Below are 24,408 nucleotides of genomic sequence, written 5' to 3' on the forward strand. Positions count from 1 at the left end.
GGCTATTCCGGGAACTTCGAGACGATGATGAACATCACGGTGCCGGCGAGCATGGTGATGAAGGAGTAGGTGTAGAGCGACAGCGCGAAGGGCTGGAACAGCATCAGGAAGCCGATGGCGATCAGCGCCGTCGCGATGTTTTCCATCAGGCCGCGCCGGGCCCAGACCGGCCAGCGCGATTTGCGTTTGATAGGCTTGGTCATGCTCATTTACGCACCGCGCCGAAGGTGATGCCGCGCAGCAATTGCTTGCGGAGCAGGATGGTGAAGACCAGGATCGGCACCAGGAAGATCGTCGTTCCGGCCGCGACCGCCGGCCAATCCTGGCCGCCTTCGCCGATGATGGTCGGGATGAAGGGCGGTGCGGTCTGTGCCGTGCCGGAAGTGAGCAGCGAGGCGAACGCGTATTCGTTCCAGGCAAAGATCAGGCAGAAGATGGCGGTTGCGGCGATGCCTGTGGTCGCCTGCGGCAGCACGGTGCGCCAGAAGGCCTGCAGCCGCGTGTAGCCGTCGATCATGGCCGCTTCCTCATATTCGCGCGGGATTTCGTCGATAAAGCCCTTCAGCAGCCAGACAGCGAGCGAGACGTTGACCGCGGTGTAGAGCAGGATCATGCCGAGCGCGGTGTCGGAAAGGCCAAGCTCGCGGTACATCAGGTAGATCGGAATGGCGACGGCGATCGGCGGCATGAAGCGCGTCGACAGGATGAAGAACAGAAGGTCGTCGGCCAGCGGCACCTTGAAGCGCGAGAAGCCATAGGCCGACAGCGTGCCGAGGAACACCGCGCAGAAGGTCGAGCCAAAGGCGATGATCAGCGAATTGATGAACCGCGGCAGGAAGTTGGACGGTCCGGCGATGACCATGTTGCGCTTGCGCGCGGTCTCGTCGCAGACGCCCGTCGCCGGTCCCAGCGAGTTGATGTATTCCGGCGTCTGCCGCGTCCGTGTCGTGAACAGGTTGCAGTAGCCCTCGATGCTAGGCTGGAACAGGATCTTGGGCGGATAGGCGATCGAATCCGGCGGTGTCTTGAAGCTGGTGGCGAATATCCACAGCAGCGGCACGATCGAGATCAGCGCATAGGCAACGATGATCGTGCCCGCGATACGCTTCGAGGTGGCGGACGGTGCGACGACCGAATGGGCTGTGGTCAGGCTCATCTCTGCTTCACCTTGTTGAGCGCCTTGACGTAGATGTTGGCGAGGCCGAACACCGCGACGAACAGGATGATGGCGAAGGCCGAGGAATAGCCGGTGCGCCAGCTCTCGAAGGCTTGCCGTTTCAGCGTGATCGAGGCGACCTCCGTGGTCGAGCCCGGCCCGCCGCCGGTGAGCAGATTGACCATGTCGAACATCTTGAAGTTCTCGATGCCGCGAAACAGCACCGCCAGCATGATGAAGGGCAGCGCCATCGGCAGCGTGATCGACCAGAACTGCCGCCAGTTCGAGGCGCGGTCGACCTCGGCCGCCTCATAGATGTATTCGGGGATCGAGCGCAGGCCGGCGAGGCAGATCAGCATCACGTAAGGGGTCCACATCCAGGTGTCGACGATGACGATCGCCCACGGCGCGAGCTGTACGCTGCCCAGCATCTCGAAGGAGGAAGGCGGTACGCCCGTGAAAAAGGCGACGATGTAGTTGAAGAGGCCGGTCTGAGGTTGGTAGAGGAAGCGCAGAAATTGCCGACCACGGCGGGCGACAGCATCATCGGCACCAGAATGATGGTTGTCCAGAAGGCGTGGCCGCGGAACTTCCTGTCGATCAGCCAGGCCAGCGTGAAGCCGATCACCGTCTGCAGCAGGATGGTCCAGAAGACGAAATGCGCCGTCGTTTGCATGGCGATCCAGACGTCCTGGTCGCCGAGGATGCGCTGGTAGTTGGCAAAGCCGAGGTTCTTCACAACCTCGTTGGACCGGTTGGCGCGGTAGTTGGTGAACGACAGGTAGATCGCCCAGAACAGCGGGAAGATGTTGATGGCGAGCAGCAGAAGGATGGTCGGCGAGATGAACAGCCACGCCAGGCCCTTGTCGCTGATGCCGCGGACCTTGCGCGCCAACGGTTCCGGAGTCGCCCGGGCAACGCTGTCCGCGGTCCGATTGAGCATGGTCATTCCTGCTTCGGTCACGTGATCGTCTCGACGATGGAATTTACTTGAACTGTGTCCCGTGCCAAGGGCGGCACGGGACACTCGGCCGTGGCTCGGGAGGAGCCTTACATCTTGCCGTCGTCCTGGAAGGTCCCAGTCCAGTCTTTCACCAGGCTGTCGAGCGCTTCCTGGGCGGTGCCCTGGTCGGCCACGACGTAGTCATGGACGCGCTTCTGCATAGCCTGCAGCAGCGTGGCGTAGCTCGGCTCGGCCCAGAAGTCCTTCACCATCTGCATCGATGCGAGGAAGTCGGGAGCGAAGGGCGCGCTGTGCGGGAAGGACGGGGCTTCCACCACCGCCTTCAGCGCCGAGTAGCCACCGATCTCCCACCACTTCTGCTGAACAGCCGGCTGGGCGAACCACTTGATGTACTTCAGCGCGGCGTCCTTATGGTCCGAGTACGAGACCACCGAGATGCCCTGGCCGCCGAGTTGGGTGAAGTGACCCTGCGGGCCGGCAGGGTTGGGGAAGAACCCGATCTTGTCGCCACCGACGTTCGGGTCCTTGTACAAGCCAGGGAAGAACGCGAACCAGTTCATTTGCATGGCCACCTGACCTGACTTGAAGGCGTCAAGCCCCTCCGACATGTAGGCATCGGTCATGCCCGGCGCCGTGCAGCACTTGTAGAGATCCTTGTAGAATTCGAGGCCCTTCACAGCGCCCGCCGAATTGACAAACCCCTTCATGTCGTATGGCTTCTTCGGATTCTCGTATTGGAAGCCGTAGTCGTAGAGGACGTTCGTCACGCCCATTGTGATGCCTTCCGAGCCCCGCTCGGTGAAGATGTAGGCGCCGTAGACCTTCTTGCCGTCAATGTCGCGGCCTTGGAAAAACTTGGCGATGTCCTTGAGCTCGTCATAGGTCTTGGGCGGCGCCAGATCGCGTCCGTATTTAGCCTTGAATTCGGCTTGCAACTCGGGGCGCGAGAACCAGTCCTTGCGATAGGTCCAGCCGACCGCGTCGGCCATCGCCGGCAAAGCCCAGTAGTTCGGCGTGTTCTTCGGCCACTCCGAATAGCCCAGGACGGTCGCCGGCACGAAGTCGTCCATGCTGATCTTCTCCTTGTCGAAGAAGTCGTTCAGCTTGACATAGTGGCCGTTCTCCGCGGCGCCGCCGATCCACTGGCTGTCGCCGATGATCAGGTCGCACAGCTTGCCATGCGAGTTCAGCTCGTTGAGGAAACGGTCGGCATAGTTGGTCCACGGCACAAACTCGAATTTCATGCCGACGCCGGTCTGCTTGGTGAAGTCCTTGGACAGTTCGACAAGCGCGTTGGCCGGGTCCCATGCCGCCCAGCACAGCGTCAGGTCCTCGGCTTGCGCCACGCTGGAGAGAGCTGTCGACGCGAACATCGCCGAGGCCAGTCCCAACGTCAGTTTCAGAGTCGATTTCATGCCTTCCTCCCATTTGCGAAACGCGTCCGGATGACGGTTTCAAGAACCCTCAACCCCTCTCCTCAGGGGCCTAAACATGGCGGCGCGGCAGCGCGGCGGATGTTTAGTAATTTGTTTAGTGATGCAATTTTTACTAAACAAGGCAAGCGAATTCGTTGCTGCGCCGCAACATGCTCACGCCGATGTTTGAAAACGTTGGGAAAAGCGCGGATCGCCGGTCGGCTTGTCGAAGCCGTGCAGGCCGAGTCCGGCCGGACCTGAAGGTCGTCTCGGCTCTCAGTCGACCGTTCGGGTGCTGACCGTCACCGGCCGGATCGCCGGCGCCGGCGGCAGCAGGGCGCGGATGTCGGCGAAGGGGAACGTCGGCTCGAAGCGGAAAGCCTCGGCCAAGGAACCTTGCGCGCGTTGCACTGGCCTGAACGAAAGAGGTTCTGCGTCCGCGCGCCATCGACGAAGCGATCGGGATCCTGCGACTGATGCATGCGGATCGCCTTGGCCTTGATGTCGGCATGCGCGGACACATCGACATAATGCGTCGGCGAGAAACCGGTGCCGCCGAGCGTGTCGGCATGCAGCACCGGAACAGTGAACGAGGCCGCGATCCGCACGCCATCCGACAGTGCGCGATGGTCGCCGTGGTAGTCATTCGGTGCATGCGTGATCGCAAGGTCCGGCCCGATCTCGCCGATCAGCGCCTTCAGGGCCGCGATCAGCGCGGCGTCGGCCACCAGTGCGCCATCGGGGAAGTCGAGAAAGCGTGGCGCGGCGCCAAGCAGGGCTGCCGCCTGGATTGCCTCCTCGCGGCGCGCCCGGGCAAGCGAGCCGGGATCGCCCTTGCCGCCCTTGGCCCCATCCGTGGCGATTGCAAAAGTAAGCTCTGCGCCTTGCGCGGCATAGGCGGCCATCGTACCGAACATGAAGATCTCGATGTCGTCCGGATGCGCACCGAGCGCCAAGATTTTCAAAGCTACTCTCTCCCCGGAATGGAAAAACGTGACGAACGGAATCCTGCTCGCTTTGATCGCCTACGCAAGCTATTCGGGCAGCGATGCCGTTGTCAAAAGCCTCGGCGGTCAGTTCACGGTCTTCGAGATCGGGTTCTTCACGACGCTGTTTGCCGGCTGTTTTCTTTTCTTCACGCGGCCGGCCGACGAGCGCTGGCGTGATTTCTGGCGCACCAAAAGGCCCTGGGCGGTGCAGGCGCGTGCCTGGGCCGGCATCGCTTCCGGCGTGCTCAGCGTCTATGCGTTCACCACCATTCCGCTGGCGGAGGTCTATGCGCTGGTCTTTCTGGCGCCGCTCTGCGTCACCATCCTCTCCACGGTGATCCTCAAGGAGAAGGTTGGCCCCTGGCGATGGCTGGCGGTTGTCGCTGGCTTTGCCGGTGTCATGCTGGTGGTGCGGCCGGGGTTTCGCGAGTTGCATCTCGGCCATCTAGCCGCCTTCGCCATCGCCTTCCTCGCCGCCGCCAGCGTCATCCTGATGCGCTCGCTGGCGCAGCAGGAAAAGCGCACGACCATGTTGGGCGTGCTGGTCGGCTATGGCCTGCTTTTCAATGGCGTTGGGGCCGCCGCCACCTCATTCTCGCTGCCGGACGGCAAGCAACTGGTGTGGCTGGTGCTGGCCGGTGCCTTCACCGCTTGCGGGCAATTGCTGCAGCTTCTGGCGGTCAAGCACGCGCCCGCCAACCGGATCGCGCCGACGCATTATTCGCAGATCGTCTGGGCGGTCATCCTCGGCGCGCTGTTTTTTAGGGAATACCCGGATTGGCTGTCGCTTGTCGGCCTCGCTGTCGTCGGCGGTTCCGGCCTGCTGACCATGGTGCGCGAGGAAGCGCGGCTCGGCACCGTGCGCTGGAACCCGTTTTCCCGCACCCGGCTTTGAGCCCATGCCGGTTGCACGGCGACCGCGACCGCTGATATGCGGACGCGATGACGACAAAACCCTTGCCGGAGCTTCCCGTATCCGCCGTGCTGCCGGCGCTGAGTGAAGCGCTCGGCCGTGGCAACAGCGCCGTGCTGGTGGCGCCGCCCGGCGCCGGCAAGACGACCCTGGTGCCGCTGGCGCTGCTCGACGCGCCTTGGCTGGGTGCCGGCAAGATCGTCCTGCTCGAACCGCGCCGGCTCGCCGCCCGCGCCGCCGCCCGCCGCATGGCCGAATTGCTCGGCGAGGAGCCCGGCGCCACCGTCGGCTATGCCATGCGCATGGAGAACCGCACTTCGGCAAAGACCAGGATATTGGTCGTCACCGAAGGTGTGCTGGCGCGCATGATCCTCGACAATCCCGAACTGCCCGGCGTCTCCGCGGTGATCTTCGACGAATTCCACGAGCGTTCGCTCGACGGCGACTTCGGTCTGGCACTTGCACTCGATGTTCAGGGCGCGCTGCGGCCGGACCTGCGCGTACTGGTGATGTCGGCGACGCTCGACGGCGCGCGTGTCGCCAAACTGCTGTCGGGCGCGCCGGTGATCGAGAGCGAGGGCCGCGCCTTCCCCGTTGACATCCGCTATGACGAGCGGTCGGCCGGTATTGTCGTCGAGGACGCCATGGCCAAGGCGATCCGTTCCGCGCTTGCCGACGAAAGCGGCAGCGTGCTGGCCTTCCTACCCGGCCAGCGCGAGATCGAGCGCACCGCCGAGCGGCTGGCCGGCAAGGTCGGCGCCGACACCGACCTCGTGCCGCTTTACGGCATGCTTGACGGCAAGGCGCAGGACGCGGCGATCAAGCCGGCGCCGGCAGGCCGCCGCAAGGTGGTGCTGGCGACCTCGATCGCCGAGACCTCGATCACCATCGATGGCGTGCGCGTCGTCATCGATTCCGGCCTGTCGCGCTTGCCGCGCTACGAGCCGGCCAGCGGCCTGACGCGGCTGGAAACCGTGCGCGTCAGCAAGGCCTCGGCCGACCAGCGCGCCGGCCGTGCCGGGCGCACACAAGCTGGCGTTGCCATCCGGCTGTGGCGCGCCGAGCAGACGGCGGCACTCCCCGCCTTCACACCGCCGGAAATCCTCGAAGCCGATCTGTCCGGCCTGCTGCTCGACTGTGCCGCCTTCGGCGTCGCCGATCCGACAAGCCTCGCCTTTCTCGATCCGCCGCCAGCGCCTGCACTCAACGAGGCAAGGGCGCTGCTGCGCGCATTGGATGCCATCGACGAGGCAGGGCGCCTGACGGAGGCGGGCATGGCGATGCGCAAGCTCGCTCTGCCCGTGCGGCTGGCGCATATGGTCGCCGAGGCCGCCAGGAGCGGCCATGCCGACGCGGCGGCCATGCTGGCCGTGCTGCTGACCGAACGTGGTCTTGGCGGTGACGGCGCCGACCTGGAGCGAAGGCTGATGCGGTTTCGCTCCGAGCGGTCGCCGCGAGCGACGGCCGCGCGGCAGCTGGCTGAGCGATTGGCGAGGCAGGCTTCACCCCCACCCCGTCTCTCTCGCCTTGCTGCGCAAGGCGCGCTCGCCGACCCTCCCCACAAGGGGGAGGGTGTCAGCGCCGGCCCCTTCCTCGTCCACGCCTGGCCGGACCGCGTCGCCAAGGCGCGCGGCGAGCGCGGCCGCTTCGTGCTGGCCAACGGCTCGGGCGCCATGCTCGATGCGGCCGATCCGCTGGCGGGCGAACCCTGGCTGGTCGTCGCCGACCTGCAGGGCAAGGCGCAGAATGCGCGCATCACGGCGGCGGCGGCAATTGGCGAGGACGATGTCCGCGCAGCCCTTGCCGACAGGATCGAAACACGCAGGCAGGCGAGCTTCGACCGGGACAAGCGGGCCGTGCGCGTGCGCGAAGCCGTTCGCCTCGGCGCCATCACGCTGTCCGAACGCATGCTGCCGCCGCCAACCGGCACCGATGCCGATCGCGCCATCCTCGATGCGGTGCGCGAGCATGGGCTGTCGCTGCTGACCTGGAGCAAGGAGGCGCAAACGCTGCGCCAGCGGCTCTCCTGGCTGCATCGCGGTCTTGGCGCGCCGTGGCCCGATTTGGCGGATGCCGCACTTTTGGAGCGCCTCGACGACTGGCTGCTGCCGTTCCTGTCCGGCGCGGCATCCTTTGCCGCCATCGATCCGGGCGTTGTCCCGGCCGGCCTGGCGACGCTTGTTCCGCACGACTTGCAGCGCCGGATCGACGCGCTGGCGCCGACCCATTTCGACGCCCCGTCGGGCAGCCATGTGCCGATCCGTTATGACGGCGAATGGCCGGTGCTGGCGGTTCGTGTGCAGGAGCTGTTCGGCCTCGACCGCCATCCTTCGATCGCCAATGGCACGGTGCCGCTGACGCTCGAACTCCTGTCGCCGGCGCACCGGCCGATCCAGACGACGCGCGACCTGCCCGGCTTCTGGCGCGGCTCCTGGGCCGATGTGCGCGCCGACATGCGCGGCCGCTATCCCAAGCACGTCTGGCCGGAAAATCCGCTGCTCGCCGCCGCCACCGCCCGCGCCAAGCCGCACGGGACGTAGTTCTCGACGCAGCAGTTTTGACGAATCGCGTGCGTGACGGACTGCATGCCTTGGCGACAGGCGCAAACGCCCATCAATCCCTGTGCCGCGATACTAGCGCTTCCCGTCCCACGGCTGTAATTCTTGGCCATGATCAACGTTTTGCGTTCGCCCGATTTCCAGCAGAGCCAGCGACTGCGCCTCAACACGCTGATCCGGCTGCGCTGGCTTGCCATCGTCGGTCAGAGCCTGACGGTGCTCGTGGTCGCCTATGGCCTGAAATTCCCACTGCCGGTCAGCCTGTGCTTCGCGCTGATCGCCTGTTCGGCCTGGATGAACCTGTTCCTCGCTTTCCGGTTTCCGGCGGCCCACCGGCTCACCCCGCTCGCGGCCTTCGGCATCCTCATCTTCGACAGCCTGCAACTCGCCGGCCTGCTCTACATGACCGGCGGCCTCACCAACCCGTTCTCGCTGCTGATGACCGTGCCTGTCGTCATTTCGGCGACATCGCTGCCCTTGCGCCTGACCGCGGTCCTCGGCGGGCTGGTGATGACGGCGGCGACCCTGCTGGTCTTTGTCCATCTGCCATTGCCCTGGCATGAAGACGCGCCGCTGGCGATGCCTTTCATCTATGTCGCCGGCATTTGGATGGCGGTGCTCTCGTCGATCGCCTTCACCGCCATGTACGCCTTCCGGGTGGCCGCGGAAGCGCGGCTTCTGGCCAACGCACTTGCCGCCACCGAGCTGGTGCTGCAGCGCGAGCAGCACCTTTCGGCGCTCGACGGGCTGGCGGCGGCGGCGGCGCATGAGCTTGGCACACCGCTCGCCACCATCGCGCTTGTCGCCAAGGAGATGGAAAAGGCGCTCGGCAACGATCCGAAATACGGGGAAGACGTGAAGCTGCTTCGCTCGCAGAGCGAGCGCTGCCGTGAAATCCTCAAGCGCCTGACCAGCCTGTCGTCCGAGGGCGAGGCGCATCTCTCCCGGCTGCCGCTGACCTCGCTGGTCGAGGAGGTCACCGCCCCGCATCGCGACTTCGGCATCTCGATCAAGCTTCGGCCTGGCGAACGCATCGGGCCCGAGCCGGTCGGGCGCCGCAATCCGGGCGTCATCTACGGTCTCGGCAATCTGGTTGAGAACGCCGTCGATTTCGCCCGCAAGAGCGTCACCGTGCGCTGGAGCTGGGACGAGGCCACCATCACCTTCTCGATCATCGATGACGGGCCGGGGTTTCCCGCCGAGATCATCGACCGCATCGGCGAGCCCTATATGTCGACGCGCCAGGGCAATGAAGCCGGCGGCGGCCTGGGGCTCGGTCTGTTCATTGCCAAGACGCTGCTCGAACGTTCGGGCGCTACGCTCGATTTCCGCAATTCGAGCGGCCTGGGCGAGGGCGCCGTGGTACAGATATCATGGCCGCGCGGGGTGTTCCTCAATCCGGAAGTCACGTCGGCCAGCATGTTCGACACCGCCTGAGCGCCTTGAGGGGGCTCTAAAAATTGGACAATGAGGCTCAGGAACTATATCTGCGTAAAATTAAGGCAGCAGGAATTTTGAGACTATGACAGGCGACGAAAATATTGGCCCAATGGTTGAAGGCGAGGACACCTCGCTGCTCATCGTCGATGACGACAAGCCGTTCCTCACGCGTCTGGCCCGCGCCATGGAAACCAGGGGCTTCGTGGTCGAGACGGCCGAGAGCGTCGAGGAGGCGGTTGCCAAGGCGCGCGCCAATCCGCCCGCCTACGCCGTGGTCGACATGCGGCTCGGCGACGGCAACGGCCTCGACGTGGTCGCCGCGATCCGCGAGAAGCGCGACGATTCCCGCACCATCATCCTGACGGGCTACGGCAACATCGCCACCGCGGTGACGGCGGTGAAGCTCGGCGCCGTCGATTACCTCTCCAAGCCGGCCGACGCCGACGATGTCTTCGCCGCACTCACCCGCACCGCCGGCGAGCGCGCTGCACCCCCGGAAAACCCGATGTCGGCCGACCGTGTCCGCTGGGAGCATATCCAGCGCGTCTATGAAATGTGCGAGCGCAATGTCTCCGAGACGGCGCGCCGCCTCAACATGCATCGCCGCACCTTGCAGCGGATATTGGCCAAGCGCGCGCCGCGCTGAGATCGCTTGAGGCACGGGCAATCGCTTTCATATCAATGATGAAAGCTTCCAACGCGGGGACCACCAATTTGTCGATGACAGCGCCGCCCCTCATCGCCCTGCCGGGCACTTCTCCCCGTATAGGGACGGGGAGACGGAGGCCGTCCGCAACCTCGGCACCCTTCTTGCGACGCTGACAGTTGGCGAAACCGTCGATGACAGCGTCCCTCTCCCCGTCACTATACGGGGAGAGGATGCCGGCAGGCAGGTGAGCAACTGTGTTTGTCAGGGTCGGGCTGGGTTCCACGGTTCGTTGTTTCGGATCATGGCACTGAGGATGGTCAGTATCTTTCGCGCGACGGCGATGAGAGCGACTTTCGGCGCCTTGCCGTTTGCAATGAGGCGCTGATGGAAAGCCTTGAGCACAGGATTGGAGCGACTGGCGGTGAGTGCTGCCATGTAGACCACCCTGCGCACGTCATGACGGCCACCCCAGATGCTGCGCTTGCCTCGGAAAGTGCCGGTGTCGAAGTCGTAGGGCGCGAGGCCGGCAAGGGCTGCGATCTCTCGTCGCGAGGCCTCACCAATCTCGGGAGCCAGAGCAAGCACGGTGTGGCTGAACACTGGGCCGGCACCGCAGAAGGACTGGATCAGGCGATCCCTGGCCGCGAGCGCTGGCTGGCTGGCGACGAGTTCGGCCATCCGTTTGGCAAGCAGAGCGATATCGAGCTCGATGCGCCGCAGCCGCCGGGTGAACATGCGCTTGACCGTCGGCTCGCGTATCTGCTCGAGCTGGTTGGCGAGGCTGACCTTGTCGTCGCTGAGCTGCCTGCGGGCAACGACCAGATCGGCGAGTTGCTCGGCGATTGGGTCACAGCGCACCGGCCGGGTCGGCAGTTCGGCGGTGTAGCGCGCAATCAGCAGCGCATCGATGCGATCGTTCTTGGCCAGCCGGCCAAGGGCGCGGGCATAGTGGCGCAGCTTGTGCGGATTGACGTTCCTGGCCGGCAGGTTCGCCTTGCGCAGCGCCTTGGCCACACCGCGCTCATAGCCGCCGCTCGGCTCCATGCCGATGGCGCGCACATTGCGACCCGTCAGCCACTTGATCAGCTCGGCCCAGCCGTCCTTGTCGTTGTCGAAACGGGCTCGTTCTAGCGTCTGAAACACCGACACATCGAGCCACCACTTGGCGACGTCAATACCGACGTCCTGAACCGTCTCTTCAGCCATCTCCTCAATCCCTTCCTTGTGTGCGGGGGCTTGCCCCTTGCAACTGTTCGGGTTCACAAAGAAGGCGGTCGGGCCCCAGCTCACCTACGGTTTAGGCCACCTGAGGGGCGACGGGCTCTCGACCGCCGCCACGAACCGGAACATCCACCGGTTCGTGGCACCCTCCATTATGCATATTCCAAACACACAAGGGGCGGAGCCAGCGCTCGGAATTGGGTGATGGGGCGAATTCGAATCTGAGGCGACGGAGGCGACATGCAGGATTTGAAGCAGCGACCGGTCTCCATCTTCCGCGAATTTCTTGATAGCGAGGCGGCCGGCGGCATCATCCTGATGGCGGCGGCTGCTCTTGCCCTGATCGTCGCCAATTCGCCGCTCGCCGAAACCTATTTCTCCGTCCTGCACGCCTATCTCGGCCCGCTCAGCGTGTCGCACTGGGTCAATGACGGGCTGATGGCGGTGTTCTTCCTGCTCGTCGGCCTGGAGATCAAGCGCGAGATGCTGGACGGCCAGCTTTCGACCTGGCCGAGGCGCGCGCTGCCCGGCATCGCCGCCGCCGGCGGCATGCTGGTTCCAGCGCTCGTCTATGTCGCGATCAACCGCGATAATACGGCCGCGCTGTCAGGCTGGGCGATCCCGACCGCCACCGACATTGCTTTCGCGCTCGGCGTGCTGTCGCTGCTCGGCAGTCGTGTGCCGGCCTCGTTGAAGGTTTTCCTCACCGCGCTCGCCATCATCGACGATCTCGGCGCCGTGATCATCATCGCCATCTTCTACACCAGCGGCCTGTCGCTCGCCTATCTCGGCGCCGCCTTCGCCGTCATTGCCGTGCTCGTCGTGCTCAACCGCATGCGGGTGATGACGCTGGTGCCCTATCTGGTGCTCGGCGTCATCCTGTGGGTGCTGGTGCTGAAATCGGGCGTCCATGCGACGCTCGCCGGCGTGGCGCTGGCCTTGACCATCCCCCTCGAACGCTCCGCCGGGACCGGCCACGATCTCGACCATTCGCCGCTGCACCGGCTCGAACATGGCCTGCACGGAATAGTCCCCTTTGTCGTCATCCCGATCTTCGGCTTTGCCAATGCCGGCGTTTCGCTCGCCGGCCTGAGCTTTGGCGCGCTGATCGAACCGTTGACGCTGGGTGTCGCCGCCGGCCTCGTCGTCGGCAAGCTGGTCGGCGTGTTCGGCTCCTCGGCCCTTGCCATCCGGCTCGGCCTTGCCGACCTGCCGGCCAATGCGGGCTGGACGCACATGATCGGCATCTCGCTGCTGTGCGGCATAGGCTTCACAATGAGCCTGTTCATCGGCCTGCTCGCCTTCGCCAGCGATGTGGCGCTGCAGGACGCGGTCAAGGTCGGCATCCTCGCCGGCTCCTTCATCGCCGCCATCCTCGGCGCCGCGGTGCTGCTGATGGCGCCGGCGGCGGGCGGCGTGGAGGAGGGCGAGGAGTAGGACCGGTTGGCGTTGCCAGGTTCCTCCCTCCACTTCGTGCAGGGCAAACGCACAGGGATTCTTGCGAAGAAGGACCCCCACCCTAACCCTCCCCACTGTTTGGACCGGAGACATCGCGAACAGGTGTGCGAGGACATCGCGAACAGTTTTGCATGCTATCGAGCCATGGCATTGAGGTCGATGGTTTCTATTTTCTGGTGCCTGAACCAGGCGTCGAAGAGGCCGTCTGTTGCGGTCGGACGGAAGGCAACGGATTTTCCGGCGAAGGCTTTGCAGAGGCGCATTTTGCGGCCGAGAATAGAGACGAAGCCATGCTGCTGAACGCGGCGGATGAGATCGTCCTTGGCGTATTCGAACGGCTCGACAATTTCGCGATACTGGCGCTGCGAGGCCCGGTAGCGGTCGAGCGGCACGGCGCCGTCCAGCGCGTCGTGGGGACGCTGGGCGTTGTAGACATGGCCCCACTGGTCGAAGGCGTGCTGAGCCTTGGCGAGATCGGCGAAGGGTGGTCCCTGCAGCGCCTCGGCCTTGAGCGTTCGGTGGAAGCGCTCGTCCTTGCCGAGTGTCTGCGGGTGGCAAGGCCTGGAGTGGCTGACGGCGACGCTGGCCTCGATCAACCAGACGGTGAGCAGCGTGAAGTTGTTGCGGCCGCCATCGCCCCAGGGCGGGCCATTGTCGGTGGCGATGCGCCACGGCAGGCCATAGCGACGGAAGGCCTCGATCAGGCGCGTTTGCACGGTTTGGGTGGTCTGATCGGAGCAGGCCGACAGCACGACCGAGAAGCGCGAATGGTCGTCGAGCACGGTGAGCGGATGCAGCCGGCCGGTGCGCAGGGCGACATGGCCCTTGAAGTCCATCTGCCACAGATCGTTGGGGGCTTCGTGCTCGAAGCGGATGAAAGGCTGCGCCCCGCCGCCCTGCAATCCGAGCTCGATCCCGTTGCGGCGCAGGATGCCGGTCACCGTCGAGGGCGAAGGGGTGCCGATACCCTCGCGAGCGAGCACACGCGCGATCTTGCGCCCACCCCAGGCCGGATGCGCCGCACGCACCCAAAGGGCTGCCGCTTCGACCTCAGGGGCGCTGCGCCGTGGGCTCAAATGGGGCTGCCGCGAACGCTCCAAAAGCCCCGCATCGCCTTGCGCTCGATAGCGAGCGATCAGCTTGTGGGCCAACGTCCGGCCGATTCCGAAGCGCCGACACAACGCGCTCACATTCGCACCCGCCGCGCTCGCCAACCTGACGAATTCCAATTTCTGTTTCATCGCGCTGTTGTCCCCGAATGGCATCCCGAACCCCCTCGCGCAAAACGCGCAAAACTGTTCGCGATGTCTTCGCACACCTGTTCGCGATGTCTCCGGTCCAAACACCCACAAGGGGGAGGGAACGCTGCCGCGTGCTTTTACTTCTTCGTCGTCGTCAAAAAGGCAGGCAATTTGCCAAGGTTCAGCGCCAACGAAAGTCTCCCTCCCCCTTGTGGGGAGGGTTAGGGGTGGGGGTATATCGTAGAGCGAAAGCCTCGCTCCATCTGCGATAGCCCTGCCGGGCGAGGAATCCCAGGTCTGAAACCTACTCGCTCTCCCCCTCCAGCGCCGGCACCGACACGCCTGCAAGCTCAGCCGCCAGCAGCCGCGAAGCACCGGCCCGCGCGATCCGCAGCATCAGCGCCTTGCGCGTTGCCGCCGCCATGCGGTGCTCCGGCGCATCGCGCAGGATCTCGGCGCCGTAGCCGTCGGAGAGGATGAAGCCGCATTCCTGCGGAAAGATCTCCGACGGCACGCCGGGATGGGTGGCGAAGAAGAAGCGGTCGGAATGCAGCCGGTAGTCGGGCCATTTGCGGTCGACCCGGAAATCCTCGATCGAGGATTTGATCTCGATGATCCAGATATCACCCTGCCGGGTCAGCGCGACGAGGTCGGCGCGGCGGCCGGTGGCCAGCGACAGTTCGGGCAGCACATGCGCGCCCATCTCCATTAACAGCCGCTGCACGCCGCGCCGCACCAGCATGGCGCGTTCGGACTGGCGACCGTCGATGAGCGGGTTGATTGCGATAGGTGAGATGATCGGCATGGCGGCACGATGCCAGATTCTGTTCACGGTTTGAACCTGTTTTATGCAGGCGATTATCTGGTTGACAAACCCAAACCTGAGAGGTAGAAAGATTCCAACAACTTAGGAACGTTTGCCATGTCTGTCCTGTCCCGCCCCGAGTTCCACGACGAAGCCAAGGCTTTCGAACACGTCGAAGGCATTCTTTGGCCCCAGGGTCCGGTGTGCCCCAAGTGCGGTTCGATGGATAAGCACTACACATTGAAGGGCGTTCGCACCAAGCCTTCGAAGAAAAACCCTAATGGCGTCGAGCGCCACGGCCTGTACAAGTGCAGCGCTTGCCGTTCGCAGTTCACCGTCCGCATGGGTTCGATCTTCGAGGAAAGCCATTTGCCGCTGACCAAGTGGCTACAGGCTATCCACCTCATGTGCTCCTCAAAGAAGGGCATCAGCGCCCACCAGATGCACCGCATACTCGAATGCACCTATGAGGCCGCTTGGTTCCTGTGCCACCGCATTCGCCTTGCAATGGCGTCTGGCGAACTGTCTCCCATGGGCGGCAATGGCAAGACCGTCGAAGTAGACGAAACCTACATTGGCCGTCTGGCTGGCACCCCGGTTAAGACCGGAGGTGGCGCTCACAAGAACACTGTCGTTACGCTGGTGGAACGTGGTGGCCGCGCCCGCTCCTTCCATGTCGATACCGCCCGCATTGGAACCGTGATGCCGATCGTTCGCGCCAACATCGCCGAGGAAAGCGCGCTGATGACGGATGAGGCTGGCATGTATCGCCGCGTGGGCCAAGAATTCGCTTCCCACGATGTCGTCACGCATTCCAAGGACGAATATGTCCGCTACGAAGGCGGAAAGACCGTCCACACGAACACCGTCGAGGGCTTCTATTCGATCTTCAAGCGCGGCATGAAGGGCGTCTATCAGCATTGCGCAGAACACCATCTGCACCGCTATCTGGCAGAATTCGACTTCCGCTACAGCAACCGCATTGCGCTTGGTGTTGATGATGGCACGCGCGCTTTCATCGCCTTGAAGGGTGCCGCCGGTAAGCGCCTCACCTATCATAGACCTGCTTGACGAAAAGCGGACGCACTTCCGAAAGCCCGTTCAACTCGAATTGCCCTACTGGCGATATGCGAAGCGCAAGAAAAAGTCAGGGGTCTAGATCAAACGTCTCGATGTAACTGCGGGCCTCTTCGGGGGTCATATTCTTGATATCATCTTCGCTTGCCCCAAAACTGCGAAGCTTCTCGCGCATAGCATTCGTGATCATAAACGGGACCGAGGCCACAATGGTAGATGCCCCCACAGCAGGGGACGCCGCCTCAGAGTTCACTAGTTCCTCTGCGCCCTTAACAGGCTCGCGCGGTTCGCCGTTCCCCTTCTTAAAGCTACGGTTGGGATACCATTCCTTTAGGCCCCACGTTCCACGGTCCACCTTAACAAGGTCGCCAACATCATTGGCACGTCGCGTAAGGATCGAACCAATCGTGTTCACCGCATCTTTCGAGTTCATTGCAAGGCCCCCGCGCTTGAATGCAGCGGCAATGTCGGGATTGCGCAAGGGTTGCCGCTTGGCTGCGAGCAACTTCTTTGCGGCGTCCACAATCGACATTCCCAGGAACGCGCCGGGCGAATCAATATCCGCATTCTGACTTGCGCTTGGCGCTGGAGACGCCATTGAAGTGGCCGCCGATGACATGCCGCCCCTGATCGCTTCGATGGCGCTAATGGCTTGTTCTATTTGAGCCTTCTTGGCCCGGAGATCGTTGAGCACAACCTCGTACGGGTCAGTGGCCATTGATTCCACAGACATTTTTGTTGCTCCCGGAGCTTAGTGGTGCTATACGGGAAACCGTCGATACTGACTGCGAAGCAGCCGACAGGCGGTCTTCCAGTGGGACATCAGGGGTCGTGGACCCCCTCTCGCTAATCTGGCCGTCATCTTCTTTGCAACCTCCTCTGTCTTGGCCCCGACGGCTGGATTGAGGTCTAAGGGTGAACGGCACCACGAATGCCGTTCACCCTTATCGCATGAGTCGGCCACACATTCAAGCGGGCCGGTGTGTGAACACACACACACAATTCAAGCGGAAGGCGCGATGAAAGAATCCCAACTCGATAAATTCAGGCAAGCGGCGCGCGAACTGAAAACAGATCAGTCAGACGCCGCTTTCGAAGCCGTGGTGAACAAGATCGCCCATGCTCCGAAGCTGACCCAGGAACAGATAAAAGAGTTTCTGCGCCGCCAGCGCAACGAAAGCGGTAAGGATTAGACGCGGCTCCGGGGATACAGAAACTTCGGTTTCTCGCCCCACTTTTCAGCGAGCTTTCTCATATCCTCGCGCCATACCTCGCCGTGTGGATTAATTGCCTTGGACGTTACCGTTTCTATGGCATCCAAGGTTGCTTTCCTAACAGTGTCACCACCTCCTACGAGGAGATCGTGCGCCAAAGCTGCGTCGTTTAGTTTGCGATAGATCTTTTCTGCACCCCATGACGGCCATGGGAGCTTAGGCTCCTCATCCGCCCAAAGGCAGGCGGCTTGATACGCCTCTAGGGGATCGATCTTGTCCCATTTGGCAAAATCGGGCCAAACCGTCGCTATTGATTTCGGCCAGTTGGCTAGAGCCTCGGCCTTGTTGAATTGAATATCACGATATCCCTTGTTGTTCGCCGGATACCGAGCATGGATTTGCTCTGCATCGTCCGGGCCAAAGAACATCATTACCCATTCGGCTTCCTTCCAGAAATCTTCCGGTATCGGGACAAGCGCTCCATTGCTCCCAGTGAAGCGTCCCCATGAATGAAGCCGACCGGTTGCCAGATAATCGAGGATGTCTCTGGCGACTTCCGTTTCTGGGTCGCGGTAGGGGTTCTTCGTTATGGAAGGGTCTATGTGTAGGAATAAATCGCGGATAGGCCAGTTAGGCACGAGCCGCGATTCCGGGGCTTCAACCGCCTCAACCAAAACTGGGTTTCGATGTCGCTTATTGTCGAGGTAGAGCAACAAAAAACCGACCACAAGCGCCGGCACAATAATCCATGGCGAGGGGTTCAAAAGGAACGCGATCACAAGGCCGATCCATCCAAGCTCGTGCACATGCGCGATGAGTAAGATCGATGCGCCCGCCCCAATCGAACAGGTCAAGAACCCACCGCCAGAGACCGGCGACGAAAAACAGCGCCGCCACCAGTCTAGGCCAATGTGAAGTGGTCTTTCCCATGCGCGATTCATATCAGCGCGGCCTTGATTCGCCAATGGGTTTGTCAACCAGATAATCGCCTTTATGCAGGCGATTGTACTCGGAACAACACCGCCCCCGCCATGTCATCCAGTATTGGGCAGTCCGGCCTTTGGTTGCCGTGGCAGGCGTGGATCAGCGTCTGCAAGGTCGAGCGCATCGACTGCAGTTCGCGCACTTTCTCCTCGATCGCGCCGACATGGGCGACGGCGATTTCGCGCACGTCATGGCTGGCGCGGCTGTGATCCTGGTAGAACGCCATCAGCTGGCGGCAATCGTCGATGGAAAAGCCCAGGTTGCGCGCGCGGCGCAGAAAGGCCAGCCGGTGGATGTCGTCACCGGAATAGTCGGGTAGCCGTTGGCGATGCGCGCCGGCGCGATCAGGCCGATCTCTTCATAGTAGCGGATGGTCTTGGCGGGCAGGCCCGAACGGTTTGGCGGCGCCACCGACATTCATGATGATTTTCCTCGATTCCTCATGGGCTTGCGGCTTTGCCCATTGAATTTCCTTCACAATCTTGTGAGGCCTGTTGCCGAAATGTCATAGTGATACGCATACCAGCACGCCAACCCAGGTAGATAGGCATCGCGTGCTTGGCAAGCAAAGCAAATGCCAGCATGAATGACGGTGAGAAAGCGGCCGACTCGTGCCGCTGAAGTTGGGGCGAGGCACCGGATCATCTCATGCGCATGAAGTCGCTTGCAATCGCCGCCGCACTGGCGCTGTCCACTGCCATCGCTGGTTGCAGCAGCATCGGCATGCAGATGTTCTCCAACGACTATGGTTCGGTGACCGATGCCGGTTACCAGCTGCCGCGCATACCGATTGAAAAAGTGCCGATGAAGTACCATCGGCAAGAGGTGAACTACGACAGCGCGGAAAAGCCGGGCACCATCATCGTCGATACGCAAAACAAGTTCCTCTACTTCATCGAGGGCGACGGAAGGGCAATTCGCTATGGCATCGGCGTCGGCCGCGAGGGCTTCGAGTGGCACGGCACCGCCCATATTGCGCTGAAGCGCGAATGGCCGACCTGGACGCCGCCCTCGCAGATGATCCACCGCCAGCCGGAACTGGCCAAGTTTGCCGATGGCATGGAGCCGGGGTTGAAGAACCCGCTCGGTGCGCGCGCCATGTACCTGTTCAACAAGGGCGGTGATTCGGGCTATCGCCTGCACGGCAGCCCGGAATGGAATTCGATTGGCAAGGCGATGTCGTCAGGCTGTATCCGCCTGATGAATCAGGACATTATCGACCTCTATGACCGCGCCTCGGTCGGCGCCAAGGTCATTGTTCTTTAGACCATGATGCCGAGAAACCGGTACCGGTTTCCGGAAAGATCATGATCAGATAGAGGCACCCTTCGTACGCGGACCGTCTAGGCAACAACGGACGTCCCAAACAGAAAACCGGGCAATTTGGCCCGGTTTTTTGTTTGTGCGATTGAGTGAATCTGTCTTGCCGGCAAGGCGGCCAAAGCGGTTCATCGTTTCACGAAACGCAGAACCGCTCTATCTCTTTGTTTTGACGCAATTCCCTAGGGAAAGCGCTACGCGCTTTTCCCGGGAAAACCGTTTCACACTTTTCCTGGAATTGCTCAAACGGAACGATCAGGAGACCTGTTCGACCTGCTGCACCTCAGGCACGAAGTGGCGCAAAAGATTCTGGATGCCGTGCTTCAGTGTCGCCGTCGATGACGGGCAGCCGGCGCAGGCGCCCTTCATGTGCAGGAACACGGTGCCGTTCTCGAAGCCGCGGAAGGTGATGTCGCCGCCGTCCTGGGCGACCGCCGGGCGCACCCGCGTGTCGAGCAGTTCCTTGATGGTGATGACGAGTTCCTCGTCGGCCTTGTCGTAGAACTCACCGGTCTGGCTGGTCTCGGCGGCGGGACCGGCCTTGGCCATGACGGGCGCGCCGGACATGAAATGCTCCATGATGGCGCCCAGGATCGCCGGCTTCAGATGCTGCCAGTCGGGGCCATCCTTGGTCACGGTGATGAAATCATAGCCGAAGAACACGCCGGTGACGCCGGGAATTTCGAACAGCCGGCCGGCCAGCGGCGAGGCTTCCGCGGCGCTGTCGGCATCGCGGAAATCAGCGGTGCCTTCCACAAGCACTTCCTTGCCGGGCAAGAATTTCAGCGTTGCCGGGTTTGGCGTCGATTCGGTCTGGATGAACATGGCCGTCTCCGTGCCCATTTCGGGCAACTAGTTTGGAATAGTTCTAAATAGGCTCTATTGGCTGGACATTCAAGCGAAACGCATCGCCGGAACGGCCGGCTGGCGGAATGTTTTTGCGAGGGATTTGGCTCGGGCGCTGAATCCCGGGCGGGCCTCAGGCGAGGCTGTCGATCTCCTCGTCCGACAAATTCTGCGGCACCACGGTAACCGGGATCGGAAAGGCGGCACCCTTGCCGGCCACCGCGCCGACCAGCGGTCCTGGCCCTTCCTTGCCGGCGCCGGCGGCCAGCACCAGGATGGCGATGTCCTGGTCGTCCTCGATCAGCTTGTGGATCTCTTCCGTCGGCTTGCCCTCGCGCACCACCATCTCCGGCTCGATGCCGAGCTTCTGGCGCACCTTGTTGGCATAGCTGTCGAGCGCGGCGCGCGCCGTGGCGTTCGCTTCCTCGCGCATGATCTTCTCGACACCCAGCCAGTGCTGGAAATCGTCCGGCACGATGACATAGAGCAGCACCAGCGTGCCGCTGGTGCTCTGCGCCCGCTTCGAAGCATAGGCGACGGCGCGCTCGCATTCGGGCGTATCGTCGATGATCGTCAGGAACTTGCGGCGATGGCCGGCTTCGCGACTGAGGCGTTTGGAGACCATGTCTATCTACTCGGTGCTATTTCGGCCGCAATCTGCCACCGCCGCAGACCGGGAGCAAGCCACCGGTCCGTGCGGCAGTGTTGGTGCGGACAAACCCGGGGTGAACCCCGCGTCAGCCCTGCAGCAGCCCGATGATGTCGCGCACTGTCTTCATCGTCGCTTCGGCCAGCACGCCGGCGCGCTCGCCGCCATCCCCGAGCACGGCATCGACATAGGCGCGGTCGGCGGAAATGCGACGCGTTTCGCTGGCGATCGGCGCCAGCTTTTCCACCGCAAGGTCGGCCAGTGCCGGCTTGAACACCGAAAACTGCTGGCCGGCGAATTCCTTCAGCACATCCGCCTTCGACATCTCGGCGAGACCCGCATAGATGCCGACCAGGTTTTCCGCCTCGGGCCGGCTGGCCAATCCGTCCAGCTCGCTCGGCAATGCCTCCGGGTCGGTCTTGGCCTTGCGGATCTTCTTCGAGATGGCATCGGCATCGTCGGTCAGGTTGATGCGCGACAGGTCCGACGGGTCCGATTTCGACATCTTCTTTGAGCCGTCGCGCAGCGACATGATGCGCGCCGCCGGTCCGCCGATGACCGGCTCGGTCAGCGGGAAATAGCCGTTCACGGTCTCTTCGCCGATCTGCATCTCGACGCCGACGCCAAGGGCGGCGATGCGGTCCGAGAAGTCGTTGTTGAATTTTTGCGCGATGTCGCGGGTCAGCTCCAGGTGCTGCTTCTGGTCGTCGCCGACCGGCACGTGGGTGGCGCGGTAGACGAGGATGTCGGCGGCCATCAGGCTCGGATAGGCAAGTAGGCCAAGCGAAGCGTTCTCGCGGTCCTTGCCAGCCTTGTCCTTGAACTGCGTCATGCGGTTCATCCAGCCGATGCGCGCCACGCAATTGAAGATCCAGGCAAGCTCCGCATGCTGCATGACCCGCGACTGGTTGAAGACGATGTGCTTCTTCGGGTCGATGCCGGACGCGAGGAACGCCGCGGTGATCGACCGCGTCTGGTCGGCGAGGTCTTGGTGCACGAGCTGTGCCGTCAGCGAATGCAGGTCGACGACGCAATAGATGCAATCGGAGGTGTCCTGCAGGGCGACGAATTTCTTGATGGCGCCGAGATAGTTGCCGAGGTGCAGATTGCCGGTCGGCTGGACGCCGGAAAAGACGAGTGGCTTGAAGGCGGTCATGGTTGTTCCCTTGGCTTGTGGAGGGCCGTTTCGCGCGCGGCGAAAGTCTTTCGACGGCGCGCTTATGGACGAGTGCGGGGAGAGGATCAAGGGCTATCGGGCCTTGGAGCAGACTCCAAGGAACAGGGACAAGAAACCGGTAGTGTCTCAGTTGAAATTTGAAATATGCGAAAGCGCCTATATGCTTAGCGGAAAGCAGGGGCCGGAGACATGGCGCGAGTTTGGAAGATCGTACGCCAAGGGGCGCCCGAGCAATGGGAGGATTCCATCCCGGAGGAGTCACTGGCGGAAGGGCAATTGGTAATGCTTCTCGGACGGCTGGCTGCTAGCCATCTGCCACCCGTCGCCACGACCCCATTGCCACGAAATGCTCCACGATACACCACCTCGCTGACTGTCAAAAACGACCGCCTGGGCAACAAGTGTTTCACCGTCTACGCGAGCGGTAGCCGGGTGCATTACATAGCGACCATAGAGGAGACACCTTGAATGCCCACAGGTCCCAAAATCAAAAGCGCCCCCGCCGACGTGATCGGCATGCGGGAGGCACTGCAGCGCAGGAGTAGCCGCGAGACGCCGCTGGAGACGGCGGCACGGCTTCGGGTCGAACTCGAAATTGAACTGAGGGGGCAGGCGCGTAATCCCTTGCCGCCCTCCGTCTACGACGAATTATCTGGAGAAGACTAACGTTTGTCGAAGCAGCCGCTATCGTCGCAATGACGGGCTGGGATATCGCAATAAATTCCGGCTCACGGATCTGGTGATTGTTCCCTAGTCGGCGGCGATCCCTTGCGCCCAACGTTGCGCCGGATCATGCCGAAATCGGCGCCGCCGGTGGCGAAGGCGGTGATGAAGTAGAGCAACGCCCCGCCGGCGACGAGGGCCAGAAGCGTCGTCGCCTTGACCAGCAGCGGCGAGCCGTGCCCAAGCTTGACCGCGAACCAGTGCTCGGCAAAGTACAGCGCCGCCCCCATCACGATCGCCGACAGCACCAGCCGTGGAATGCGTTTCATCAGCGGCACGTCGCGGCCCCAATGGCCGCGCCGGATCAGCACGCCGAGCAGCATCAGCGCGTTGACCCAGCCGGCGACGGCGGAGGCGACGGCAATGCCGGGCGCGCCCATCTTCGGAAACAGCGTCAGCGCCGTGGTGACGTTCACCGCCACCGAGATGGCGGCGAACATCATCGGCGTGCGCGTGTCCTCGCGCGCGAAATAGCCCGGGGTGAACGCCTTGATCAGCACGAAGGCCGGCAGGCCGAGGCCGAAGATCGCCAGGATCGCCGCCACCGTCGGCGTCGAGCCGTTGGCGGCGAACGCGCCACGCTCATAGACCAGCCGCACGATCGGCTCCGACATCACCCAGAGTGCGGCTGCTGCCGGCAAAGTCAGGAACAGCGTGAACGTCGACCGAGCGGTTCTGCAGATTGGCCGCCTCGATCAAATTGCCCGACTTCAACGCCCGCGACAGTTCGGGCAACAGCACGATCGCGACCGCGACACCGACCACGCCGAGCGGCAGCTGGTAGATGCGGTCGGCATAGGCAAGCGAGGACACCGCGCTGTTCTGCGCCGAGGCGATCGCCGTGCCGATCAGCTGGTTGATCTGGGTGATGCCGCCGGTGATCGCCGCCGGCAGCGCCAGGATCAGCAGCCGCTTGACCGCGGGCGTCATTTTCGGACGGCGGAAGCCGATCGAGATGCCGGCATGGCGCACCGCCACCCAGACGATCGCCAGTTGCACCAGTCCGGCGGCAAGCACGCCCCAGGACAGCCCGTAGCCGACAGTCAGCGCGTCTGAGCCCTTGTACCAGGCATAGGCGAGCACGCCGATCAGAATGATGTTGAGGAACACCGGCGCCACCGCCGCCGCGAAATAGCGGCGCAGCGAATTCAGCATGCCCGCCATCATCGCCCCCAGCGACATGCAGATCAGGTAGGGGAACATGATTGTCGCCAGCGTCACCGTGGTGTCGAATTTGCCCGGCGTGCCGGCAAAACCCGGCGCCACCAGGTAGCGCACGATCAGCGGCATCGACAGTTCCATGACGATGGTCAGGGCGAGCAGCGCCGTGAACAAGACGCCGAACACCTCCTCCGAGAAGCGCTTGGCGCCGTCGGTGCCGTGGGTCTCGATCTCCTTGGCGAACAGCGGCACGAAGGCGGCGTTGAAGGCGCCCTCGGCGAACAGCCGGCGAAAGGTGTTGGGAAACTGGAAGGCGGCGTTGAAGGCGTCGGCGACCGGTCCGGTGCCGAGCGCCGCCGCCATCAGCATCTCGCGGCCGAAGCCGAGCGCGCGGCTCATCAGGGTGCCGGAAGCAACCGTTGCGAATTTCTTGACAAGGCTCATGCTT

General features: G+C 63.0%; 20 protein-coding genes and 4 pseudogenes. 9 read left to right on the forward strand and 15 right to left on the reverse strand.

Annotated features, from left to right (window positions below; translation table 11 throughout):
• Positions 1-2: 2 nt before the first annotated feature.
• The 5 genes and pseudogenes from BPNPMPFG_RS25905 to BPNPMPFG_RS25925 all read right to left on the reverse strand — a co-directional run bounded on the left by BPNPMPFG_RS25905 (position 3) and on the right by BPNPMPFG_RS25925 (position 4,500).
• Positions 3-209 carry a hypothetical protein gene (locus BPNPMPFG_RS25905; RefSeq protein WP_258591450.1) on the reverse strand — a complete coding sequence of 69 codons (207 nt, stop codon included), beginning with the start codon at positions 207-209 and terminating at the stop codon, positions 3-5.
• Complete coding sequence (locus BPNPMPFG_RS25910; RefSeq protein ID WP_258591451.1) at positions 206-1,156, reverse strand: carbohydrate ABC transporter permease; 951 nt, start codon at positions 1,154-1,156, stop codon at positions 206-208. Before BPNPMPFG_RS25910 ends, BPNPMPFG_RS25905 begins: the two co-directional genes overlap by 4 nt.
• Positions 1,153-2,099: pseudogene (locus BPNPMPFG_RS25915) on the reverse strand (carbohydrate ABC transporter permease). The gene BPNPMPFG_RS25910 and the pseudogene BPNPMPFG_RS25915 overlap by 4 nt, the downstream one beginning before the upstream one ends.
• Positions 2,100-2,206: 107 nt before the next feature.
• Complete coding sequence (locus BPNPMPFG_RS25920; RefSeq protein ID WP_258591452.1) at positions 2,207-3,535, reverse strand: extracellular solute-binding protein; 1,329 nt, start codon at positions 3,533-3,535, stop codon at positions 2,207-2,209.
• A gap of 276 nt (positions 3,536-3,811) precedes the next feature.
• Positions 3,812-4,500 (reverse strand): annotated as a pseudogene (locus tag BPNPMPFG_RS25925) (PIG-L deacetylase family protein).
• Positions 4,501-4,528: 28 nt separating this feature from the next.
• On the opposite strand from BPNPMPFG_RS25925, the gene BPNPMPFG_RS25930 reads away from it, so the two are divergent.
• From BPNPMPFG_RS25930 to BPNPMPFG_RS25945, 4 genes are all read left to right on the forward strand, one after another.
• Positions 4,529-5,419 (forward strand): DMT family transporter, encoded by an 891-nt coding sequence (locus BPNPMPFG_RS25930; protein WP_258591453.1) that lies wholly within the window; start codon positions 4,529-4,531, stop codon positions 5,417-5,419.
• A gap of 47 nt (positions 5,420-5,466) precedes the next feature.
• On the forward strand, positions 5,467-7,977 hold the full coding sequence (hrpB, locus tag BPNPMPFG_RS25935; RefSeq protein WP_258591454.1) for an ATP-dependent helicase HrpB: 2,511 nt from the start codon (positions 5,467-5,469) through the stop codon (positions 7,975-7,977).
• A gap of 129 nt (positions 7,978-8,106) precedes the next feature.
• Positions 8,107-9,432: an ActS/PrrB/RegB family redox-sensitive histidine kinase gene (locus tag BPNPMPFG_RS25940; protein WP_258591455.1), complete on the forward strand. Its 1,326-nt coding sequence runs from the start codon at positions 8,107-8,109 to the stop codon at positions 9,430-9,432.
• A gap of 85 nt (positions 9,433-9,517) precedes the next feature.
• Entirely contained in the window at positions 9,518-10,081 is a 564-nt protein-coding gene (locus BPNPMPFG_RS25945; protein WP_258591456.1) for an ActR/PrrA/RegA family redox response regulator transcription factor, read from the forward strand.
• A gap of 264 nt (positions 10,082-10,345) precedes the next feature.
• Here BPNPMPFG_RS25945 and BPNPMPFG_RS25950 read toward each other — a convergent pair whose 3' ends face one another.
• Entirely contained in the window at positions 10,346-11,290 is a 945-nt protein-coding gene (locus BPNPMPFG_RS25950; RefSeq protein ID WP_258590634.1) for an IS110 family RNA-guided transposase, read from the reverse strand.
• A gap of 255 nt (positions 11,291-11,545) precedes the next feature.
• On the opposite strand from BPNPMPFG_RS25950, the gene nhaA reads away from it, so the two are divergent.
• Entirely contained in the window at positions 11,546-12,742 is a 1,197-nt protein-coding gene (nhaA, locus tag BPNPMPFG_RS25955; protein WP_258591457.1) for a Na+/H+ antiporter NhaA, read from the forward strand.
• Between the two features lie 155 nt (positions 12,743-12,897).
• Here nhaA and BPNPMPFG_RS25960 read toward each other — a convergent pair whose 3' ends face one another.
• Together BPNPMPFG_RS25960 and BPNPMPFG_RS25965 are read right to left on the reverse strand one after the other, a co-directional pair.
• Positions 12,898-14,028, reverse strand: a complete 1,131-nt coding sequence (locus BPNPMPFG_RS25960) for an IS481 family transposase (protein WP_413776807.1) — start codon at positions 14,026-14,028, stop codon at positions 12,898-12,900.
• A 280-nt stretch (positions 14,029-14,308) separates the two neighbouring features.
• A complete protein-coding gene (locus tag BPNPMPFG_RS25965; RefSeq protein WP_258596931.1) occupies positions 14,309-14,809 on the reverse strand; it encodes an MmcB family DNA repair protein in 501 nt (166 codons plus the stop codon).
• A gap of 117 nt (positions 14,810-14,926) precedes the next feature.
• Between BPNPMPFG_RS25965 and BPNPMPFG_RS25970 the strand changes: the two genes are divergently transcribed.
• Complete coding sequence (locus BPNPMPFG_RS25970) at positions 14,927-15,880, forward strand: IS1595 family transposase (protein WP_258591459.1); 954 nt, start codon at positions 14,927-14,929, stop codon at positions 15,878-15,880.
• A 76-nt stretch (positions 15,881-15,956) separates the two neighbouring features.
• Here the strand turns inward: BPNPMPFG_RS25970 and BPNPMPFG_RS25975 are convergent, their stop codons facing one another.
• The gene (locus BPNPMPFG_RS25975; protein WP_258591460.1) at positions 15,957-16,619 is read right to left on the reverse strand and encodes a winged helix-turn-helix domain-containing protein; all 663 of its coding nucleotides are present in this window, start codon (positions 16,617-16,619) and stop codon (positions 15,957-15,959) included.
• A 286-nt stretch (positions 16,620-16,905) separates the two neighbouring features.
• Between BPNPMPFG_RS25975 and BPNPMPFG_RS25980 the strand changes: the two genes are divergently transcribed.
• Entirely contained in the window at positions 16,906-17,079 is a 174-nt protein-coding gene (locus BPNPMPFG_RS25980; RefSeq protein ID WP_258591461.1) for a hypothetical protein, read from the forward strand.
• Here BPNPMPFG_RS25980 and BPNPMPFG_RS25985 read toward each other — a convergent pair.
• Together BPNPMPFG_RS25985 and cueR are read right to left on the reverse strand one after the other, a co-directional pair.
• Positions 17,076-17,954, reverse strand: coding sequence for a hypothetical protein (locus tag BPNPMPFG_RS25985; protein ID WP_258591462.1), 879 nt, complete (start codon positions 17,952-17,954; stop codon positions 17,076-17,078). The two genes, BPNPMPFG_RS25980 and BPNPMPFG_RS25985, sit on opposite strands and share 4 nt — an antisense overlap.
• 137 nt (positions 17,955-18,091) lie before the next feature.
• Positions 18,092-18,505, reverse strand: a pseudogene (gene cueR / locus BPNPMPFG_RS25990) (Cu(I)-responsive transcriptional regulator).
• Positions 18,506-18,732: 227 nt separating this feature from the next.
• Here cueR and BPNPMPFG_RS25995 point away from each other — a divergent pair.
• Positions 18,733-19,350 carry a L,D-transpeptidase gene (locus BPNPMPFG_RS25995; RefSeq protein ID WP_258591463.1) on the forward strand — a complete coding sequence of 206 codons (618 nt, stop codon included), beginning with the start codon at positions 18,733-18,735 and terminating at the stop codon, positions 19,348-19,350.
• 309 nt (positions 19,351-19,659) lie between these two features.
• On the opposite strand, the gene BPNPMPFG_RS26000 is transcribed toward BPNPMPFG_RS25995, so the two are convergent.
• From BPNPMPFG_RS26000 to trpS, 3 genes are all read right to left on the reverse strand, one after another.
• Positions 19,660-20,229 carry a NifU family protein gene (locus BPNPMPFG_RS26000; protein WP_258591464.1) on the reverse strand — a complete coding sequence of 190 codons (570 nt, stop codon included), beginning with the start codon at positions 20,227-20,229 and terminating at the stop codon, positions 19,660-19,662.
• 154 nt (positions 20,230-20,383) lie between these two features.
• Positions 20,384-20,875, reverse strand: coding sequence for a universal stress protein (locus tag BPNPMPFG_RS26005; protein ID WP_258591465.1), 492 nt, complete (start codon positions 20,873-20,875; stop codon positions 20,384-20,386).
• Between the two features lie 112 nt (positions 20,876-20,987).
• The gene (trpS, locus tag BPNPMPFG_RS26010) at positions 20,988-22,055 is read right to left on the reverse strand and encodes a tryptophan--tRNA ligase (RefSeq protein ID WP_258591466.1); all 1,068 of its coding nucleotides are present in this window, start codon (positions 22,053-22,055) and stop codon (positions 20,988-20,990) included.
• 489 nt (positions 22,056-22,544) lie between these two features.
• On the opposite strand from trpS, the gene BPNPMPFG_RS26015 reads away from it, so the two are divergent.
• Complete coding sequence (locus BPNPMPFG_RS26015) at positions 22,545-22,742, forward strand: hypothetical protein (protein ID WP_258591467.1); 198 nt, start codon at positions 22,545-22,547, stop codon at positions 22,740-22,742.
• A 62-nt stretch (positions 22,743-22,804) separates the two neighbouring features.
• On the opposite strand, the pseudogene murJ reads toward BPNPMPFG_RS26015, so the two are convergent.
• Positions 22,805-24,404: pseudogene (murJ, locus tag BPNPMPFG_RS26020) on the reverse strand (murein biosynthesis integral membrane protein MurJ).
• Between the last annotated feature and the right edge of the window lie 4 nt (positions 24,405-24,408).

The organism is Mesorhizobium sp. AR07 (genome assembly GCF_024746815.1).
GTDB lineage: Bacteria > Pseudomonadota > Alphaproteobacteria > Rhizobiales > Rhizobiaceae > Mesorhizobium.

Bases quoted from the DNA above. Each gene is read 5' to 3' on its own strand.
- BPNPMPFG_RS26015 (WP_258591467.1), top strand. From the start codon at position 22,545: ATGCCCACAGGTCCCAAAATCAAAAGCGCCCCCGCCGACGTGATCGGC.
- BPNPMPFG_RS25975 (WP_258591460.1), bottom strand. From the start codon at position 16,619: ATGTCTGTGGAATCAATGGCCACTGACCCGTACGAGGTTGTGCTCAAC.
- hrpB (WP_258591454.1), top strand. From the start codon at position 5,467: ATGACGACAAAACCCTTGCCGGAGCTTCCCGTATCCGCCGTGCTGCCG.
- BPNPMPFG_RS25980 (WP_258591461.1), top strand. From the start codon at position 16,906: ATGAAAGAATCCCAACTCGATAAATTCAGGCAAGCGGCGCGCGAACTG.
- trpS (WP_258591466.1), bottom strand. From the start codon at position 22,055: ATGACCGCCTTCAAGCCACTCGTCTTTTCCGGCGTCCAGCCGACCGGC.
- nhaA (WP_258591457.1), top strand. From the start codon at position 11,546: ATGCAGGATTTGAAGCAGCGACCGGTCTCCATCTTCCGCGAATTTCTT.
- BPNPMPFG_RS25960 (WP_413776807.1), bottom strand. From the start codon at position 14,028: ATGCCATTCGGGGACAACAGCGCGATGAAACAGAAATTGGAATTCGTC.
- BPNPMPFG_RS25920 (WP_258591452.1), bottom strand. From the start codon at position 3,535: ATGAAATCGACTCTGAAACTGACGTTGGGACTGGCCTCGGCGATGTTC.
- BPNPMPFG_RS25950 (WP_258590634.1), bottom strand. From the start codon at position 11,290: ATGGCTGAAGAGACGGTTCAGGACGTCGGTATTGACGTCGCCAAGTGG.
- BPNPMPFG_RS25995 (WP_258591463.1), top strand. From the start codon at position 18,733: ATGCGCATGAAGTCGCTTGCAATCGCCGCCGCACTGGCGCTGTCCACT.
- BPNPMPFG_RS25905 (WP_258591450.1), bottom strand. From the start codon at position 209: ATGAGCATGACCAAGCCTATCAAACGCAAATCGCGCTGGCCGGTCTGG.
- BPNPMPFG_RS25940 (WP_258591455.1), top strand. From the start codon at position 8,107: ATGATCAACGTTTTGCGTTCGCCCGATTTCCAGCAGAGCCAGCGACTG.
- BPNPMPFG_RS25910 (WP_258591451.1), bottom strand. From the start codon at position 1,156: ATGAGCCTGACCACAGCCCATTCGGTCGTCGCACCGTCCGCCACCTCG.
- BPNPMPFG_RS26000 (WP_258591464.1), bottom strand. From the start codon at position 20,229: ATGTTCATCCAGACCGAATCGACGCCAAACCCGGCAACGCTGAAATTC.
- BPNPMPFG_RS25965 (WP_258596931.1), bottom strand. From the start codon at position 14,809: ATGCCGATCATCTCACCTATCGCAATCAACCCGCTCATCGACGGTCGC.
- BPNPMPFG_RS26005 (WP_258591465.1), bottom strand. From the start codon at position 20,875: ATGGTCTCCAAACGCCTCAGTCGCGAAGCCGGCCATCGCCGCAAGTTC.
- BPNPMPFG_RS25945 (WP_258591456.1), top strand. From the start codon at position 9,518: ATGACAGGCGACGAAAATATTGGCCCAATGGTTGAAGGCGAGGACACC.
- BPNPMPFG_RS25970 (WP_258591459.1), top strand. From the start codon at position 14,927: ATGTCTGTCCTGTCCCGCCCCGAGTTCCACGACGAAGCCAAGGCTTTC.